Origin of the sequence: Burkholderia sp. AU18528 (assembly GCF_002223215.2) — a bacterium.
GTDB classification, from domain to species: Bacteria; Pseudomonadota; Gammaproteobacteria; order Burkholderiales; family Burkholderiaceae; genus Burkholderia; species Burkholderia semiarida.
On record NZ_NKFC02000006.1, the window covers coordinates 1,837,100 to 1,852,256 of the forward strand.

General features: G+C 69.8%; 14 protein-coding genes. 6 read left to right on the forward strand and 8 right to left on the reverse strand.

From position 1 onward, the window contains the following. Positions 1-58: 58 nt before the first annotated feature. From CFB52_RS25085 to CFB52_RS34785, 4 genes are all read right to left on the reverse strand, one after another. Positions 59-790, reverse strand: coding sequence for a ribonuclease T2 (locus CFB52_RS25085; protein WP_099317728.1), 732 nt, complete (start codon positions 788-790; stop codon positions 59-61). A 127-nt stretch (positions 791-917) separates the two neighbouring features. Then, positions 918-1,490 (reverse strand): hypothetical protein, encoded by a 573-nt coding sequence (locus tag CFB52_RS25090; RefSeq protein WP_099317729.1) that lies wholly within the window; start codon positions 1,488-1,490, stop codon positions 918-920. Positions 1,491-1,586: 96 nt separating this feature from the next. Next, complete coding sequence (locus CFB52_RS25095) at positions 1,587-2,990, reverse strand: HdeD family acid-resistance protein (protein WP_099317730.1); 1,404 nt, start codon at positions 2,988-2,990, stop codon at positions 1,587-1,589. Continuing rightward, positions 2,927-3,376 (reverse strand): hypothetical protein, encoded by a 450-nt coding sequence (locus CFB52_RS34785; RefSeq protein WP_180278255.1) that lies wholly within the window; start codon positions 3,374-3,376, stop codon positions 2,927-2,929. The genes CFB52_RS25095 and CFB52_RS34785 overlap by 64 nt, the downstream gene beginning before the upstream one ends. Between CFB52_RS34785 and CFB52_RS25100 the strand changes: the two genes are divergently transcribed. From CFB52_RS25100 to CFB52_RS25120, 5 genes are all read left to right on the forward strand, one after another. Next, positions 3,375-3,941: a helix-turn-helix transcriptional regulator gene (locus tag CFB52_RS25100; protein WP_099317731.1), complete on the forward strand. Its 567-nt coding sequence runs from the start codon at positions 3,375-3,377 to the stop codon at positions 3,939-3,941. The two genes, CFB52_RS34785 and CFB52_RS25100, sit on opposite strands and share 2 nt — an antisense overlap. Before the next feature lie 78 nt (positions 3,942-4,019). Next, a complete protein-coding gene (locus CFB52_RS25105) occupies positions 4,020-4,622 on the forward strand; it encodes an HD family hydrolase (RefSeq protein ID WP_099317732.1) in 603 nt (200 codons plus the stop codon). Positions 4,623-4,926: 304 nt separating this feature from the next. Beyond that, positions 4,927-6,123, forward strand: a complete 1,197-nt coding sequence (locus CFB52_RS25110) for an efflux RND transporter periplasmic adaptor subunit (protein WP_059640876.1) — start codon at positions 4,927-4,929, stop codon at positions 6,121-6,123. Next, complete coding sequence (locus tag CFB52_RS25115) at positions 6,120-8,198, forward strand: MacB family efflux pump subunit (protein WP_180278256.1); 2,079 nt, start codon at positions 6,120-6,122, stop codon at positions 8,196-8,198. Before CFB52_RS25110 ends, CFB52_RS25115 begins: the two co-directional genes overlap by 4 nt. Before the next feature lie 6 nt (positions 8,199-8,204). After that, positions 8,205-9,587, forward strand: coding sequence for an efflux transporter outer membrane subunit (locus tag CFB52_RS25120; RefSeq protein ID WP_099317733.1), 1,383 nt, complete (start codon positions 8,205-8,207; stop codon positions 9,585-9,587). Positions 9,588-9,624: 37 nt separating this feature from the next. On the opposite strand, the gene CFB52_RS25125 is transcribed toward CFB52_RS25120, so the two are convergent. Continuing rightward, the gene (locus CFB52_RS25125) at positions 9,625-11,163 is read right to left on the reverse strand and encodes an MFS transporter (protein ID WP_099317734.1); all 1,539 of its coding nucleotides are present in this window, start codon (positions 11,161-11,163) and stop codon (positions 9,625-9,627) included. 177 nt (positions 11,164-11,340) lie between these two features. On the opposite strand from CFB52_RS25125, the gene CFB52_RS25130 reads away from it, so the two are divergent. Beyond that, positions 11,341-12,261 carry a LysR family transcriptional regulator gene (locus tag CFB52_RS25130; protein ID WP_099317735.1) on the forward strand — a complete coding sequence of 307 codons (921 nt, stop codon included), beginning with the start codon at positions 11,341-11,343 and terminating at the stop codon, positions 12,259-12,261. A 52-nt stretch (positions 12,262-12,313) separates the two neighbouring features. Here the strand turns inward: CFB52_RS25130 and CFB52_RS25135 are convergent, their stop codons facing one another. Genes CFB52_RS25135 through mmsB form a run of 3 tightly spaced genes read right to left on the reverse strand, consistent with a single transcriptional unit; the run spans position 12,314 to position 15,140 of the window. Further along, positions 12,314-13,453, reverse strand: a complete 1,140-nt coding sequence (locus CFB52_RS25135) for an enoyl-CoA hydratase/isomerase family protein (RefSeq protein ID WP_059584527.1) — start codon at positions 13,451-13,453, stop codon at positions 12,314-12,316. Continuing rightward, on the reverse strand, positions 13,450-14,241 hold the full coding sequence (locus CFB52_RS25140; RefSeq protein WP_099317936.1) for an enoyl-CoA hydratase: 792 nt from the start codon (positions 14,239-14,241) through the stop codon (positions 13,450-13,452). The genes CFB52_RS25135 and CFB52_RS25140 overlap by 4 nt, the downstream gene beginning before the upstream one ends. Continuing rightward, the gene (mmsB, locus tag CFB52_RS25145) at positions 14,241-15,140 is read right to left on the reverse strand and encodes a 3-hydroxyisobutyrate dehydrogenase (RefSeq protein ID WP_060011849.1); all 900 of its coding nucleotides are present in this window, start codon (positions 15,138-15,140) and stop codon (positions 14,241-14,243) included. Before mmsB ends, CFB52_RS25140 begins: the two co-directional genes overlap by 1 nt. Between the last annotated feature and the right edge of the window lie 17 nt (positions 15,141-15,157).

A 15,157-nucleotide genomic window follows, 5' to 3' on the forward strand; every position in this document is an offset into this window, starting at 1 on the left:
GCCGCAGCCCGGACCGCCCGCGACGTGCGCGACATCGCGCACGTCAGCCGCGTCCGCCTCACTTCGCGATAAACACCCCCGACGTCGGGCACGTGCCCTGCGTATTGCCATCCGTCACGAGTGACGCCGCGCTCGGAAACTGCGCGGTCGCATTCGTCTTCACGGCGATCCACGCTTCGGTGAAGTAGCTCACGCCGTTCGTCTTCGTGCATTTCAGCGACACCGCGCTGCGCGTGTTGCTGCCGAACGCGCCTTCGAACGCCGACAGCAACTGGTTACGCGTGACCGTCTTGCCCGCGTTCGCCTGCAGGAACGCGTTGAACGACGTGTTGCCCAACCGGCTGATCATGCCCGACGCCTGGTTCCAGTAAGCATCGGGCGTCGCCGAATTCGAACAGGTGCCGTGCTTGAACCATTCGTGCTTGTCGAGACACGACGCAACGCCCGGCATGTACGTCGACAGCGTGTCGCGGGTCGCGCTGCTGATCGGGTACGCGTCCATGCTGCACCACTGGTGCGCGTTGTCGAGATCGATGTCGTTCTGCGGCACGCCGCAGTAGAACGGCTGGTTGCCGTCGTAGCGGTTCGGCCACAGCCCGTGCAGCGACAGGCTCGTCGCCGCATACGAGCCGGCGAGGCTAGTGCATTCCGGCGTGTCGTGCGACGCGCAGAAGCCGGGCTCCCACGAGGCGGCGAGCAACAGGTAGTCGTAGCTGGTCTGCGCGGCGGCGTGCAGTGAAACGGAAGCGACGGCGAGTGCGGCAGCGGCGCGGGCGAGCGTCTTCAGCATGGCGTGTTTCCTCGGAAAGGGCTTGCGGGCGCGAGATGCGCCGCAAGGTTGTCGAATGTCTGCTCGCGATTGTTGCTGCCGCAACGTGGCACGAATGTGAAGGTGCACGAAAGAATGCGGGGATCGCTCAGGCGCCGAGCTGCGTGCACGCACGCGCCGACGCTTCCGGGCCTTCGAGCGCGAGAATCTGCCACACGCCGATGCTGACGCGCCGGCGCGCCGCCGTCGACGCGTCGGCCAGCAACGCCTCGACGCGCGGCGCGGCATCGGGCGCCTTCTGCTTCAGCGCCGCATGGTGCCGCGCGCGCGACGCCGGTTCGGGCTCGTACACGTCGCACAGGCGCACCATGCCGGCGAGGCCGGCCAGATCGTCGTCCTTGTCGATCGCACCCGGCTCGACAGGCGCGAGCCCGTTGCGTTCTTCCAGCGGCAGCCTGTTGCGCGCGCCTTCGTCGATCGCCGCGGCGGAAGCCGGCGGCAGGCCGCCCATCGCCGCGACGATCCGGCTGCCCGCGGCGATCATGTCGCCCTGGCATGCGATCTTCTCGGCGGCCGCGACGTTCGAGCAGAACGACACCGACGTCCGGTACACGTCGTCGCTCATGCGCAGCACTTCGTCCGTGTCCGCCTGCGCGAGGCCCGCGCTCGCCAGCGCCAGCGCGGCCGGAATCAGGATGCGGAACGCCCTCGTCTCGTTCATGGTTGTGTCATCCGTGGGTGCTGATGGCGGACAATCTCGCCGGGCCGTGCGCAAGCGCCCCTTGTGATGCCGGGCCCGCGGCCGGCGCCACGCGTTTCACTTCATCGACGCCGCCTCCGATCCGCCAGGCGACAACGCCGCGCTGTCCTGCTCGCGCCACGCGCGGCGCGACGCCATGATCGCGCTCACCGCCGAGCGCGCGACCTTCCACCATGCGAACGGGCGCGGATCGGCGAGCATGCTGAGCGCGCGCGCATAGTCGAGCGTGAGGCCGGGCGTCCACGCCATCGTCACCGCGCGCTTGCGGATCTGCGCGGCCACCCACAGCTCGGGCGTGAGCAGCAGCCGCACGAACGCGCCCCACCCGGCCCGCTCGCCCTTCAGCCGCCACACCGCACCGTCGAGCGCAGCCTCGAGCGCATTCGACACGGTACTCGAGCAGTTGCGGTGCGTGAGGTTGTACGTCGTGTTCTGCCGGTACGACGACCAGAACGCGTCGAGCTTGGCCGGATCGTAGTTGCGGATGCGCACGCGCACGGTCGACGGGCACCACGCTTTCGACTCGGTCGCATAGTCGGGCTGGAACAGGCCGGGCACGTCGTTCTCGCGCGTCGCACGCAGGATGCGCGTGAATTCGTCCGGAGAACGATCGATTTCGACGCCCGGATACAGGCTGATGTAGATGCCCTCCGGCGATTCCAGCGCCGCATGGCCGGTCGAGATCACGCCGTTGACGTCCACCGCCGCGATGTAGCGGTCGATCACCGGATAGCGCTGCGCTTCGGCCTTCGACGTGCCGGTCGGCGTCCATACATGCACGGTGAGCGCCCGCTCGCCGTCGGCCGGCGGGCCGTCCCATTCGGATTGCGCGAACTGCGGCAGGCCCTGCGCATCGTCGAGATCCGGCGCGAGCGCCGGCGCGGGCGACGTCACGAACGCCGGGTTGCGCGTCAGCCGGCGCACGCGTGCGGCGAGGCTCAGCATGTGCATTCCGCCGAACATCAGCAGCAGGCCGAGGCAGTACGGCACGGTGCCCGCGTAGTGCGTCGGGTACGGCTGGAAGAAGAAGATCGCCAGCAGAATCTCGACGACGCCCCACGCGAACGCGACGTGCCAGCGGCGATAGCGCACCATCCACGCGGACGTGCACTGCAGCAGCCCGTCGACGAGAAACAGCGTGCCGAAGATCATCGACAGCAGGAAGTGGCCGTGATGATGGCCGGCGAACACGAGCCCCGCGGCCACCACGACGGCGACGCCCTTCACGTAGCGCAGGATGCGCTGCCCGCCGACCCCGCTGCCGGCCACCGCAAGCGTCGCGAGCCCTTCGATCAGGAACAGCCACGCGAACAGCTCGATCGGGAAATGCAGCGCGCCGTCGAGCGCGTCGAGGAAAATGCCGACGCCCGCGGCCACCCACAGCCAGCCGAGCACGGTCAGCCCGCGCCAGCGGGTTCGCAGATATTCGATGCCCAGCAGCAGCAACACCAGTCGTACCATTGCGCCCTCGTTTTTTTCGGGATACGCGCGGCCTCGCGTTCCCGGTCGTTTCGGCCGCGCATGGTGCGACGCGCCTGCCGGATGGCGGTCATCGTTGCCGGCGCGTCATGCCGTCGACATGACCGATAGCGGCCGGCACGCGCCGCTCTGGCCGAATAATAAGATATGACGGAGCCGGGTGAAAGCGCCGCGAAAACGTTTTCGACCGGCGCGAACGCGCCAGGCCGCCCGCTGCCGCAGCAGACTTCCGGTTCGACAACGTGCGGCGGATACGCGAGAATCCGGCTTCCGAGGGCGAAAGCCACTGAACTGAAGCGAACCGCACGGACGGCGTAGCCGTCGCGACGTGCGCCGCGCGACGGCAGCATCGACCGGAGCACCACCATGCCCGCCTCCCCGCTTCATCCCCCACCGCTCGGCCCGCAACTCAGGCGCTGGCGCGCGCTGCACCGCGTGAAGCAAAGCCACGCAGCCGAACTGTTCGGCGTCGCGCAATCGACGATCTCGCGCTGGGAGGCCGGCCTTCAGCAGATGTCGCCCGACGAGCGCGCAACGGCCGAACGGCTGCTCGCCGCGCGCCTCGACTCCGCAGGCGACCACGCGCTCGCGCGGCTGATCGCCGGCAGCGCGGGCCGCATGCATCTCGTGTGCGACCTCACGCACCGGCTGCTGGCCAGCTCGCCGGCGCGTGCGGCCGAATTCTCGCAGCCGCTTTCGGCACTGCTCGGCACGTCGCTGTGGCGCTACGCGACGCCGGCAATCGTCCGCATGGAAGCCGCGCTCGATCCGCTCGGCTGGCACGACCGCGCGGGGCCGCCGAGCGTCGAGTTCGACACCGGCGCGAATGCGTCGCGCGTCGTGCCGATTCGCGGCAGCCGGTGCCGGTGGACGCGGATGACGCTGTCGGACGGCTCGGCCGTGCGGCTCGTGGAAACGCTCGGCGCGCGCTGACGCACGCGCATATTTCATGCGTGGACGAAGCGCGTCCGGCCGGCGTACGCTTGGCGGTTCATCGCAAGGACGCCGATCATGAATCCCGATACGATCCACGCGCGGCTCGCTTTCCTGCGCGAAGCCGAGCGCCTGAAGGACGTGCTGCGCAGCGGCCATACGTCGGCCGGCCGTGCGGAAAGCACGGCCGAGCACAGCTGGCGGCTGTGCCTGATGGCGCTCGTGTTCGCCGACGCGCTGCCCGGCGTCGACGCGCTGAGGCTGCTGAAACTGTGCGTCGTCCACGACCTCGGCGAGGCGCTGCATGGCGACATCCCGGCGATCGAGCAGGCCGCGCACCCCGACAAGAGCACGCACGAACGCGACGACCTGCTGACGCTGACCGCGTCGCTCGACCGCACGATGCGCGACGAGATCGTCGCACTGTGGGACGAATACGAGGCAGCCGCGTCGCCGGAAGCCCGCGCGGCGAAGGCGCTCGACAAGCTCGAAACGATCCTGCAACACAACCAGGGCCGCAATCCGCCCGATTTCGACTACGCGTTCAACCTCGGCTACGGGCGACGCTACACCGACGCGCAACCGCTGTTCAGCGCGATCCGCGCGATCGTCGACGCCGATACGCAACGCCGGATCGACGCGAGCGGCCAGCGCTCGACGAGGAACGCGACCGGCCGATGATGGCGATCGTCGCCGCGCAGCGCTAGCACCGGGCGCCGCACGCGCGGCGGGCCCGTTCCACGAATCGCGACAAACTCGCCGTTTCGCCCGCCCGATGGTGCGGCGTCCACACAATTCAGCACAAATTCCACACGATTTGGCGCGAATTCCTCGCTTACCATGAGCGCCTGATTCGATTCGGCACGCCCGCGCGATGCGTACGCGGAACCCGTTGCGCGCAACACGCCCGGCACGCGACGCCTACCGGATCGTTCCGCCCGGCCGCACGCATCGCCGGCGCACGCTTCATCCTCGCTGCATGCTCATGACCCAGAAGACCCATCGCCGCCGGCGCATCGTGCTGGCCACCCTCGCCGTCGTCGCGATCGCCGCCGGCGTCACGCTGAAGGCCTGCGCGCCCGACAAGCATCCGCAGTACCTGTCCGCGCCGGTCACGCGCGGCAACCTCGAGAACGCGGTGCTCGCGACCGGCGCGCTGCAGGCGTTCAGGCAGGTCGACGTCGGCGCGCAGGTGTCGGGGCAGTTGAAGACGCTGAAGGTCAAGCTCGGCGACAAGGTCACGAAGGGCCAGTGGCTCGCCGAGATCGACCCGGTGATTTCGGAAAACGCGCTGCGCCAGGCGCGCGCCAGCGAAGAAAGCCTGCGCGCGCAGCAGCAGTCGACCGCCGCGCAGCTCACGCAGGCCGAACTCGCGTTTCGCCGCCAGCAGGCGATGCTGCCCGACGACGCGACGTCGCGCGAATCGTTCGAGGCCGCGCGCGCAACGCTGGACGTGCAGCGCGCGACGCTCGCGTCGCTCGCCGCGCAGATCCGTTCGGCCCGCATCCAGATCGAGACCGCGCAGGCCAACCTCGGCTACACGCGCATCGTCGCGCCGATCGACGGGGAAGTCGTCGCGATCGTCACGCAGGAAGGCCAGACCGTGATCGCGCAGCAGCAGGCGCCGGTGATCCTGAAGCTCGCGAATCTCGACACGATGACGGTCAAGGCGCAGGTGTCGGAAGCCGACGTGATCCGCGTGAGCGCCGGCCAGACCGCGTATTTCACGATCCTCGGCGAACCGGACAAGCGCCACTACGGCAAGCTGCGCGCGATCGAACCGGCGCCGCAGAACTATGCGGAAGCGCAAAGCGCGCTCGGCGGCGGGGGTAGCGGCGGCAGCACGAAGCCGAACAGCGCGGTGTTCTACAACGCGCTGTTCGACGTGCCGAATCCCGGGCATCGGCTGCGCATCGCGATGACCGCGCAGGTCAACATCGTGCTCGGCAACGCGCGCAACGCGCTCAGCATTCCGGCCGCCGCGCTCGGCGACAAGCGCAAGGACGGCACCTACGCGGTGCGCGTGCTGCGCGCCGACGGCGGCACGGAAACGCGCCACGTGCGCATCGGCATCAACAACAACGTGCGCGTCGAAGTGCTGGCCGGCCTGAAGGACGGCGAACGCGTGGTGATCGGCGAGGCGTCGCCGGACGAGCGCGCGCCGCTGGCGGACGCGGTATGACGATGAGAAGCCAGCCCCTGCTCAAACTCGCCGCCGTCACGCGACGCTTTCCGGCCGGCGACAAGGACGTCGTCGTCCTGAACAACGTGAACCTGTCGATCGACGCGGGCGAGATCGTCGCGATCGTCGGCGCGTCGGGCTCCGGCAAGTCGACGCTGATGAACATCCTCGGCTGCCTCGATCATCCGAGCGAAGGCACGTACACGGTCGGCGGGCGCGACACGCACATGCTCGACAGCGACGAGCTCGCGCAACTGCGCCGCGAGCACTTCGGCTTCGTGTTCCAGCGCTATCACCTGCTGCCGCACGTCGACGCGGTCGCGAACCTCGAAATGCCGGCGATCTACGCGGGTACGCCGCGCGCCGAGCGGCACGCCCGCGCCCGCGCGTTGCTCGCGCGCCTCGGGCTCGCGGATCGCGCGCATCACCGGCCCGGGCAACTGTCCGGCGGCCAGCAGCAGCGCGTGAGCATCGCGCGCGCGCTGATGAACGGCGGCCAGGTGATCCTCGCGGACGAACCGACCGGCGCGCTCGACACGAAAAGCGGCCAGGACGTGATCCGGATCCTGCACGAACTGAACGCGCTCGGCCATACGATCGTGATCGTCACGCACGACAAGGCCGTGGCGCGCCATGCGCGGCGCATCATCGAGATCAGCGACGGCGAGATCATCGCCGACCGGCCGAACCGCCACTACGCGGAAGCGCTTGCCGAAGCGCTTGCGGAAGCGCCTGCCGAAGCGCTCGCGGAAGTGGGCGCCGACGCGGCCGCGAGTACGCCGTCCGCGCCCGCCGCTGACGATGCACGGCCGCCCGTCGGCGCCGATCCCGTCGCCAATGCCGATCCCGCCCCGCCCGCCCGCCGCTTCGCGGCCGGCACCGGCCGCTTCGCCGAAGCGTGCCGGATGGCGTGGATCGCGCTCGTGTCGCATCGGCTGCGCACGCTGCTGACGATGCTCGGCATCATCATCGGCATCACGTCGGTGGTATCGATCGTCGCGGTCGGCGAAGGCGCGAAGCGCTACATGCTCGAAGAGATCGGCAGCATCGGCACCAACACGATCAACGTCTATCCGGGCACCGACTGGGGCGACAGCCGCGCGGATACGATCCAGACGCTCGTGCCCGCCGACGTCGCCGCGCTCGCGGAGCAGCCGTACGTCGACAGCGCGACGCCCGAAACGTCGCGCACGCTGCTGCTGCGCTACCGCAACATCGACGTCAACGCGCTCGTGAGCGGCGTCGGCGATCGCTACTTCCAGGCGCGCGGGATGCGCTTCGCGCTCGGCGTCGCGTTCGACGACGATGCCGTGCGCCGCCAGGCGCAGGTGGCCGTGATCGATCAGAACACGCGCCGCAAGCTGTTCGGCGCGACGCGCAATCCGGTCGGCGAAGTGATCCTGGTCGACAACGTGCCGTGCGTCGTGATCGGCGTGACCGCCGACAAGAAAAGCGCGTTCGGCAGCGTGAAGAGCCTGAACGTGTGGGTGCCGTACACCACCGCGAGCGGGCGCCTGTTCGGCCAGCGCTATCTCGACAGCATCACCGTGCGCGTGCGCGACGGGCAGCCGAGCGCCGCGGCCGAGAAAAGCCTCGAGAAGCTGATGATCCAGCGCCACGGCCGCAAGGACTTCTTCACGTACAACATGGACAGCGTGGTCAAGACCGTCGAGAAAACCGGCCAGTCGCTGACGCTGCTGCTGTCGCTGATCGCGGTGATCTCGCTCGTGGTCGGCGGGATCGGCGTGATGAACATCATGCTGGTGTCGGTCACCGAGCGCACGCGCGAGATCGGCATCCGGATGGCGGTCGGCGCGCGCCAGTCGGACATCCTGCAGCAGTTCCTCGTCGAGGCCGTGCTCGTTTGCCTGCTCGGCGGCACGATCGGCATCGCGCTGTCGTTCGGGCTCGGCGCGCTGTTCTCGATGTTCGTCACGCAGTGGAAGATGGTGTTCTCGGCCGGCGCGATCGTCACCGCGTTCGTGTGCTCGACGCTCACCGGTGTGATTTTCGGGTTCATGCCCGCGCGCAACGCGTCGCGGCTCGACCCGATCGATGCGCTCGCGCGCGACTGACGAAACATGGCCATCATCACGCACACCTCCCCGCTTCACCGTCTCGGCGCATTCGCGTGCGCGGCCGCGCTGCTCGCCGGCTGCGCGGATGCGCGCCACGCACCGCCGCCGGCCGTCGCGATGCCCGCGAACTGGGCCGCGCCGGTCGCAGCCGACGCGCCGGCCGCCACGCGCGACTGGTGGCGCAGCTTCGGCGATCCGCAACTCGACGCGTTGATCGACGACGCGCTGCGCGCCAACAACGACCTCGCGATCGCGGCGATCCGCGTGTATCGCGCGCAGTTGCAGGCCGGGCTCGTCGATACGAATCTGACGCCCAGCGTGACGCTCGGCGCGAACGGCGCCGTGTCGCGCACGCTCGATACGCACCGGATGAGCCGCTCGAGCGGCCTCAACGGTTCGCTCAGCTACGAAATCGACCTGTGGGGCCGGCTCGCCGCGCTGCGCGATGCCGCGCGCTGGGAAGCCGACGCGACGGCCGCCGATCTGGAAGCCGCGCGGCTGTCGCTGATCGGCACGACCGCGGCGCTGTACTGGCAGATCGGCTATCTGAACCGGCAGATCGCGCTTGGCGACGCGAACATCGCGTATGCGCAACGCACGCTCGCGCTCGTCCGGTCGCGGCACGCGGCCGGCGCCGTGTCGGGGCTCGATCTCGCGCAGGCCGAACAAAGCCTCGCCGCGCAACGCGCGGCGCAGACGCAACTGATCCAGCAGCGCACCGAGAACCGCCACGCGCTCGCGATCCTGTTCGACCGGCCGCCGCAGCAGCGCGCGGCCGAACCGTCGGCGCTACCCGACGCGGCGCCGCCCGAGGTCGCGGCCGGCCTGCCCGCGAGCCTGCTCGGCCGGCGCCCCGACCTGCGTGCGGCGGAATTCCGGCTGCGCGAGTCGCTCGCGCAGGTCGATGCGACGCGTACGAGCTTCTACCCGACCTTCACGCTGACCGGCAACGCCGGCACGACGAGCACGAGCCTCGAGCGCGTGCTGACGAATCCGGTCGGCACGCTCGGGCTCGGCCTCGCGCTGCCGTTCATCCAGTGGAACACGATGCAGTTGCAGATCCGGGTGTCGAAGTCGCAGTACGAGGAAGCGGTGGTCGGGTTCCGCCAGCGGCTCTTCACGGCGCTCGCGGAAGTCGAGAACGCGCTGTCGGCACGCGTGCAGCTCGAACGCGAAGCCGAACAGCGCGCGCTGTCGCTGGCCCAGGCGCAGCGCGCCGAACGGCTGGCCGCCGCGCGCTTCGCGGCCGGCGCGACCGCCGTGCAGCCGTGGCTCGACCAGCAGCAGGTGCTGAGGAGCGCGCAGAGCGCCGACGAACTGACGCGCCTGAACCGGCTCAACAACCAGATGAAGCTCTACCGCGCGCTCGGCGGCGGGACCTCCTGACCGGCCGTCACGCGTCATACGTCGCGCGCCGCCCGCGTCATTCGCACACGGCCGCCCCGCGCCGCACCGGCGCGAACGCCACCGCGCTCGCGGTCGCGAGCACGGCCACGCCCGCCGCGCCGTACAGCATCACCCAGCCGAAGCCGTGCACGAGCGCCGCATGCAGCGCCGCGCCGCTCGGATCGGCCTGCGCGAGCGCCGGCGCGATCGCCTGCAGCCCGTCGGTGCGGCCCGATGCGATCTCCTGCGCGAGCCGGCGCAGCGCCGCGTCGCCGATCGCGCCGGCCGGCCCGCCCTGCAGGCTCGCGACGATCCCCGCCACCAGCACGAAGCCCATCGTCGCGATGTTCAGCGCGAGCGAGATCATCCGCGCGCTCATGTCGATGCCCGACGCCATGCCGGCGCGCGCACTCGGCACCGCGCCCGTCGTCGTGTTGGTGACGGGCGTGTTGGTCAGCCCGAGCCCGATGCCGGCGATCACGCAGCCCGGCAGCATCGTCAGCCAGTTTGCGTGAACGGCCGCGCTGCCGAGCCGCATCAGCACGAAACCGGCCGCGATCGTGAACAGGCCGCCCGGAATCACGACGCCGGGCCCGTACCGCAGCGCAAGCCGTTCGCCGAACGGCGGCGCGATCAGCGTCGGCAACGTGTACGCGAGCAACGCGAGGCCGGCCGTCACGCTGTCGTAGCCGAGCGTGACCTGGAACCAGATCGGCAGGTAGATCATGAACGGCCAGAAGCTGAAATTCATCCCCATCGAGCCGAAGATCGCGCCGGTGAACGCGCGGATCCGGAACACCGAAAAGTCGAACATCGGCCGCGCGCTGGCGCGCTCCGCGATGAAGAAACCGATCAGCGCGAGCATGGTCGCGCCGAGCACGCCGAGGCCGGCCGCGCTCGCGAGCCCGAGTTCGGCGCTCTGGGTGATGTAGAAGGCAAGGCCGAGCACCGCGAGCGACAGCGTGACGATGCCCGCGACGTCGAGCGTGCCCGCATGCGGATCGCGCGATTCCCGCACCGCGCCGCCGATCAGCACGAGCGCGACGGCCGCGAGCGGCGCATGGACGAGAAACACCCACGGCCAGCTCGCGAGCGCGACGATCGCGCCGCCGACGATCGGCCCGAAACCGAGCCCGATGCCGAACACGATCCCCCAGATCCCGAATGCGCGGCCGCGCTCGCGCCCTTCGCGGAACTGGTGCGACAGCACGGCGATCTGGCAGATCAGCATCGCGCCGCCGCTCGCGCCCTGCAGCAGCCGGCCCGCGACGAGCACCGGCACGTTCGGCGCGAGCCCGCACAGCAGCGACGTCGCGCCGAACAGCACGGTGCCGATCACGTACACGCGTTTGCGGCCGAACCGGTCCGCGAGCGTGCCGGCCGCCATCAGCACCGTCGTACAGGCGATCGTGTACGCGTTCATGATCCACTGCATGCCGTTGAAATCGCCATGCAGCACGTGTTCGAGCGTCGGCAGGATCACCGGCACGCTCGAGATCTCGAGGCCGAACATCAGCGACGTGAGACAGACGGCCGCGAGCGCGACCGCATTCCTGCGGGAGTCGGATAGCGTCATGCGTATTTGCGCGGCGGCCCGGCAACGGGCCGCGCGCCTCCAGGTCAGTAGGATTCGCCGCGCGCGGCCGGCGACGCACGCTGGGCGGGAATCGGTACTATAGTGAGAATTCGCCTCCCCATTGACGCACGCATTTCCACGCACTGGGGAATTTACGGACCCAATCGACGCAACGCGATGACCGACAGACTCGACGGCGTAACGACCTTCGTCCAGGTGGTGGAATCAGGCAGCTTCGCGCTGGCCGCGGAGCGGCTCGACATGACGCGCTCGGCGGTCGGCAAGGCGATCGCGCGGCTCGAGAAGCGGCTCGGCGCGCGGCTGCTGCAGCGCACGACGCGCAGCCAGAGCCTGACCGACGACGGCCAGGCGTACTACGACCGCTGCGTGCGCGCGCTCGCGGAACTGGAAGCGGCGGAAGCCGATCTCGACTGCGGCCGCCACGAGGCACGCGGCAAGCTGCGGCTGAGCGTGCCGCTCGCATTCGGGCACCACTGCGTGACGCCGATCGTGCTCGATCTCGCGCGCAGCTATCCGCACCTGCGCATCGACGTGTCGATCACCGACCGATTCGTCGATCTCGTCGAGGAAGGGATCGACCTCGCGGTGCGGATCGGCACGCTCGCGGACAGCACGAGCCTCGCGGTACGGCGGCTCGGCACGCAGTACGGCAGCCTCGGCGCGGCGCCGTCGTATCTCGCGCGCCATGGTGTGCCGAAGACGCTCGACGATCTGAAGCACCACCGCACGATCGCGTATTCGCGTTCGGGCGTGGTGCAGCCGTGGGATTTGCGCGCGCCGGACGGCTCGACAGTGCGGGTCGACATGCCGCATCAACTGAGTTTCGACGACGTGCAGGCGATCGCCGCGGCCGGCGCGGCCGGGTTCGGGATTGCGTGGGTGCCGAGCTGGCTGCTGGATCAATACGTGAAGCGCGGGGAGATGGTGGTCGTGCTCGATCGCTGCTTCGTCTGCGAAGGCGACATTCACGCGATCTGGCCGAAGACGCGCTACCTGCCGCGCAAGACGCGCTGCGTGATCGACGCGCTCGCGCAGGCGATTCCGCCGATGATCGAGCGCGCGGAAGAACCGCGATGAGATGAATGGAAACCGACGCGCCGCACGGGCGCGCCGGACCATCACGCAAGGATCACGCCGCGCCGAGATCGGCGAGCGGATGTGCGAACAGCTTCCACGGCGACGTCAGGAAATGCCGCACGCGTTCGGCGCGCAGCTCGACGAGCGACGCGGGCGCCCAGCGCGGCTTGCGATCCTTGTCGACGAGATGCGCGCGCACGCCTTCGCAGAAATCGCCTTCCTCGATCGCACGCGCGACGATGCCGAGCTCCATCCGGAACGATTCCGCGAGCGTCATCTGCCGGCCGCGCAGCAGCGCCTCGCGCGTCACCGCGAGCATCGTCGGCGAATGGCTCGCGAGCGCGTCGAGTGTCGCCTGCAGCCATTGGCGGTGCTCGCGCGCGAGTTCGTCGCGCGCCAGATCCTGCGTGAGCGTCGCGACGATCCGCTCGACGGTCGAGCGCTTGTCGAAGTGGCGGACGATCCACGGCATCTGGCTGTCGAGCGCCGCATGCGGCACGACGTTGCACGGCGGCTCGAACACCTTGCGCAGCAGCGGCAGCACATCGCCGTCCCACTTGACGCTTTCGATGCGCGTCTCGAACGTGTCGAGCCACGCGGACGGCACGCAGAGGTCCGCGAGCTTCGCGGCGAGCGCGTCGGCGCCCGACAGCATCGCGCCGGTCAGCCCCACGTACAGTTCGAGTTCGGCCGGCATGCGCGACAGGAAATGCGTCGCGCCCACGTCGGGTACGAGGCCGATGCGCGTTTCCGGCATCGCGATCTTGCTGCGCTCGGTCGCGACGCGCAGCGCCGCGCCCTGCGCGAGCCCCATGCCGCCGCCCATCGTGATGCCGTCCATCAGCGCGACGACCGGCTTCGGGAACGTGTGGATCGCGTAGTCGAGCCGGTATTCGTCGACGAAGAACGGCAGCCAGGTTTCGCGCTGCGCGACCATCTTGTACAACGCGCGCACGTCGCCGCCCGCGCAGAAGCCCTTCTCGCCCGCGCCGCGCAGCACGACCGCGACGATCCGGTCGTCGCGGCGGCAACGCTCGAACAGTGCGGCGAGCTCGCCGATCATCGCGTACGACAGCGCATTGAGCGCGGCCGGCCGGTTCAGCGTGATCAGCGCCACGCGGTTCACCACGCGAAACAGCACCTCGGGCGCATGCTCCGCGAATGCATCGTGATTCGTCACCGGCGTGCTCATCGTTGCGGCTCTCCATCGGTGCGCCACTGCGGCGCGCGCTTGCCCAGGAACGCCGCCACGCCTTCGCGCGGATCGGCCGTGTCGAACAGATCGACGAAGCGTTCGCGCTCGACCGCGAGCGCCGCGCCGCGCGGCACGCCGCGGCGCGCGAGGCCGATCAGTTCCTTGCTGTAGGTCACGGCATGCGGGCTTTGCCGCGCGACGTTGCGAGCCAGCGCGAGTGCCGTCTCGCGCGCGGCGCCGCTTTCGACCACGTCCTCGACGAGGCCGATCCGCAGTGCGGTGGCCGCATCGACGCGCGCGCCGGTCAGGATGATCTTCTTCGCCCAGCCTTCGCCGACGAGCCAGGGCAGCGTCTGCGTGCCGAGCCCGCACGGCAGCAGGCCGACCGACGGCTCGGGCAGCGCCATCTGCGCATGCGTCTCGGCAATGCGCAGGTCGCACGCGAGCGCGCATTCGAGGCCGCCGCCCATTGCATAGCCGTTGATCGCCGCGATCGTCACGACGCGTACGTCGTGCAGCGCCTCGAACGCCGCGCCGAAGCGCGACGCCATCGCACGCGCGACCGCGCGATCGCCGTCGGCGAACGTGTTGAGGTCGGCGCCCGCGCTGAAGAACTTCGGGCCGTCGCCGGTGATCACCAGCGCGCGCACGCGCGGGTCCGCATTCAGTTCGGCGACGGTTTGCTGCAGTTGCCGCAGCCCGTCGGCGGTAAAGGCGTTCGCGGGCGGACGCTTGAGCGTCGCGCACGCGATCGCGCCGTCGTCGACGTAGTCGAGTTCGATCATCATGCGTCCTTCTTCGTGGCCGGTTGGTACAGGCGGATCACCGCCGAGAAATCGAGCTGGCCGTCGCCGCGGCTGCTCATCGTCTGATACAACTGCTGCGCGAGCGCGCCGAGATAGACGGGCTGGCGCGCCTGCTTCGCCGCGTCGTTCGCGAGGCCGAGATCCTTCAGCATCAGGTCGGTGCCGAAGCCGCCCGAGTAGCCGCGCGACGAAGGCGCGGTCTCGATCACGCCCGGATACGGGTTGTACGTGTCCGAGCTCCAGCAGCGGCCCGTCGACGTGTTGACGATGCCGGCCAGCACCTTCGGGTCGATGCCGAGCGCGACGCCGAGCGACATCGCCTCCGACACCGCCGCCATCGAGATGCCGAGCACGAGGTTGTTGCACACCTTCGCGACCTGCCCCATGCCCGTCGCGCCGCAGTGGACGATGTTCTTGCCCATCCCGGCGAGCACCGGTTTCACGCGCTCGAAATCCGCGTCGCTGCCGCCGACCATGAAGGTCAACGTGCCTGCCGCCGCGCCGCCGGTGCCGCCCGACACCGGCGCGTCGACGAACGCGCCGCCGTGCTCGCGCACCAGCGCGCCGAACGCCTGCGCGCTCGCCGGGTCGATCGTGCTCGAATCGATCACGGTCGCGCCGGCGCCGAGGCCGGCCAGCACGCCGTTCTCGCCGGCGAGCACCGAGCGCACGTGCGGCGCGGCCGGCAGCATCGTGATCACGAACGTCGCGCCCGACGCCGCATCGCGCGGCGACGCGGCCACCTGCGCGCCGGCGTCCTGCAGTGCGCGCAATGCGTCGGCGCTCAGGTCGAACGCGTGCACTTCGTGGCCGGCTTTCAGCAGGTTCAGCGCCATCGGCGCGCCCATGTGGCCGAGGCCGATAAATCCGATTTTCATGGTGGTGTCCTCCGCCG

What these genes read in the sequence shown, in the direction of transcription:
- CFB52_RS25130 (WP_099317735.1), top strand. Translation starts at nt 11,341, where the DNA reads ATGACCGACAGACTCGACGGCGTAACGACCTTCGTCCAGGTGGTGGAA.
- CFB52_RS34785 (WP_180278255.1), bottom strand. Translation starts at nt 3,376, where the DNA reads ATGGTGGTGCTCCGGTCGATGCTGCCGTCGCGCGGCGCACGTCGCGAC.
- CFB52_RS25125 (WP_099317734.1), bottom strand. Translation starts at nt 11,163, where the DNA reads ATGACGCTATCCGACTCCCGCAGGAATGCGGTCGCGCTCGCGGCCGTC.
- CFB52_RS25120 (WP_099317733.1), top strand. Translation starts at nt 8,205, where the DNA reads ATGGCCATCATCACGCACACCTCCCCGCTTCACCGTCTCGGCGCATTC.
- CFB52_RS25085 (WP_099317728.1), bottom strand. Translation starts at nt 790, where the DNA reads ATGCTGAAGACGCTCGCCCGCGCCGCTGCCGCACTCGCCGTCGCTTCC.
- CFB52_RS25135 (WP_059584527.1), bottom strand. Translation starts at nt 13,453, where the DNA reads ATGAGCACGCCGGTGACGAATCACGATGCATTCGCGGAGCATGCGCCC.
- CFB52_RS25115 (WP_180278256.1), top strand. Translation starts at nt 6,120, where the DNA reads ATGACGATGAGAAGCCAGCCCCTGCTCAAACTCGCCGCCGTCACGCGA.
- CFB52_RS25110 (WP_059640876.1), top strand. Translation starts at nt 4,927, where the DNA reads ATGACCCAGAAGACCCATCGCCGCCGGCGCATCGTGCTGGCCACCCTC.
- CFB52_RS25140 (WP_099317936.1), bottom strand. Translation starts at nt 14,241, where the DNA reads ATGATCGAACTCGACTACGTCGACGACGGCGCGATCGCGTGCGCGACG.
- mmsB (WP_060011849.1), bottom strand. Translation starts at nt 15,140, where the DNA reads ATGAAAATCGGATTTATCGGCCTCGGCCACATGGGCGCGCCGATGGCG.
- CFB52_RS25100 (WP_099317731.1), top strand. Translation starts at nt 3,375, where the DNA reads ATGCCCGCCTCCCCGCTTCATCCCCCACCGCTCGGCCCGCAACTCAGG.
- CFB52_RS25095 (WP_099317730.1), bottom strand. Translation starts at nt 2,990, where the DNA reads ATGGTACGACTGGTGTTGCTGCTGCTGGGCATCGAATATCTGCGAACC.
- CFB52_RS25105 (WP_099317732.1), top strand. Translation starts at nt 4,020, where the DNA reads ATGAATCCCGATACGATCCACGCGCGGCTCGCTTTCCTGCGCGAAGCC.
- CFB52_RS25090 (WP_099317729.1), bottom strand. Translation starts at nt 1,490, where the DNA reads ATGAACGAGACGAGGGCGTTCCGCATCCTGATTCCGGCCGCGCTGGCG.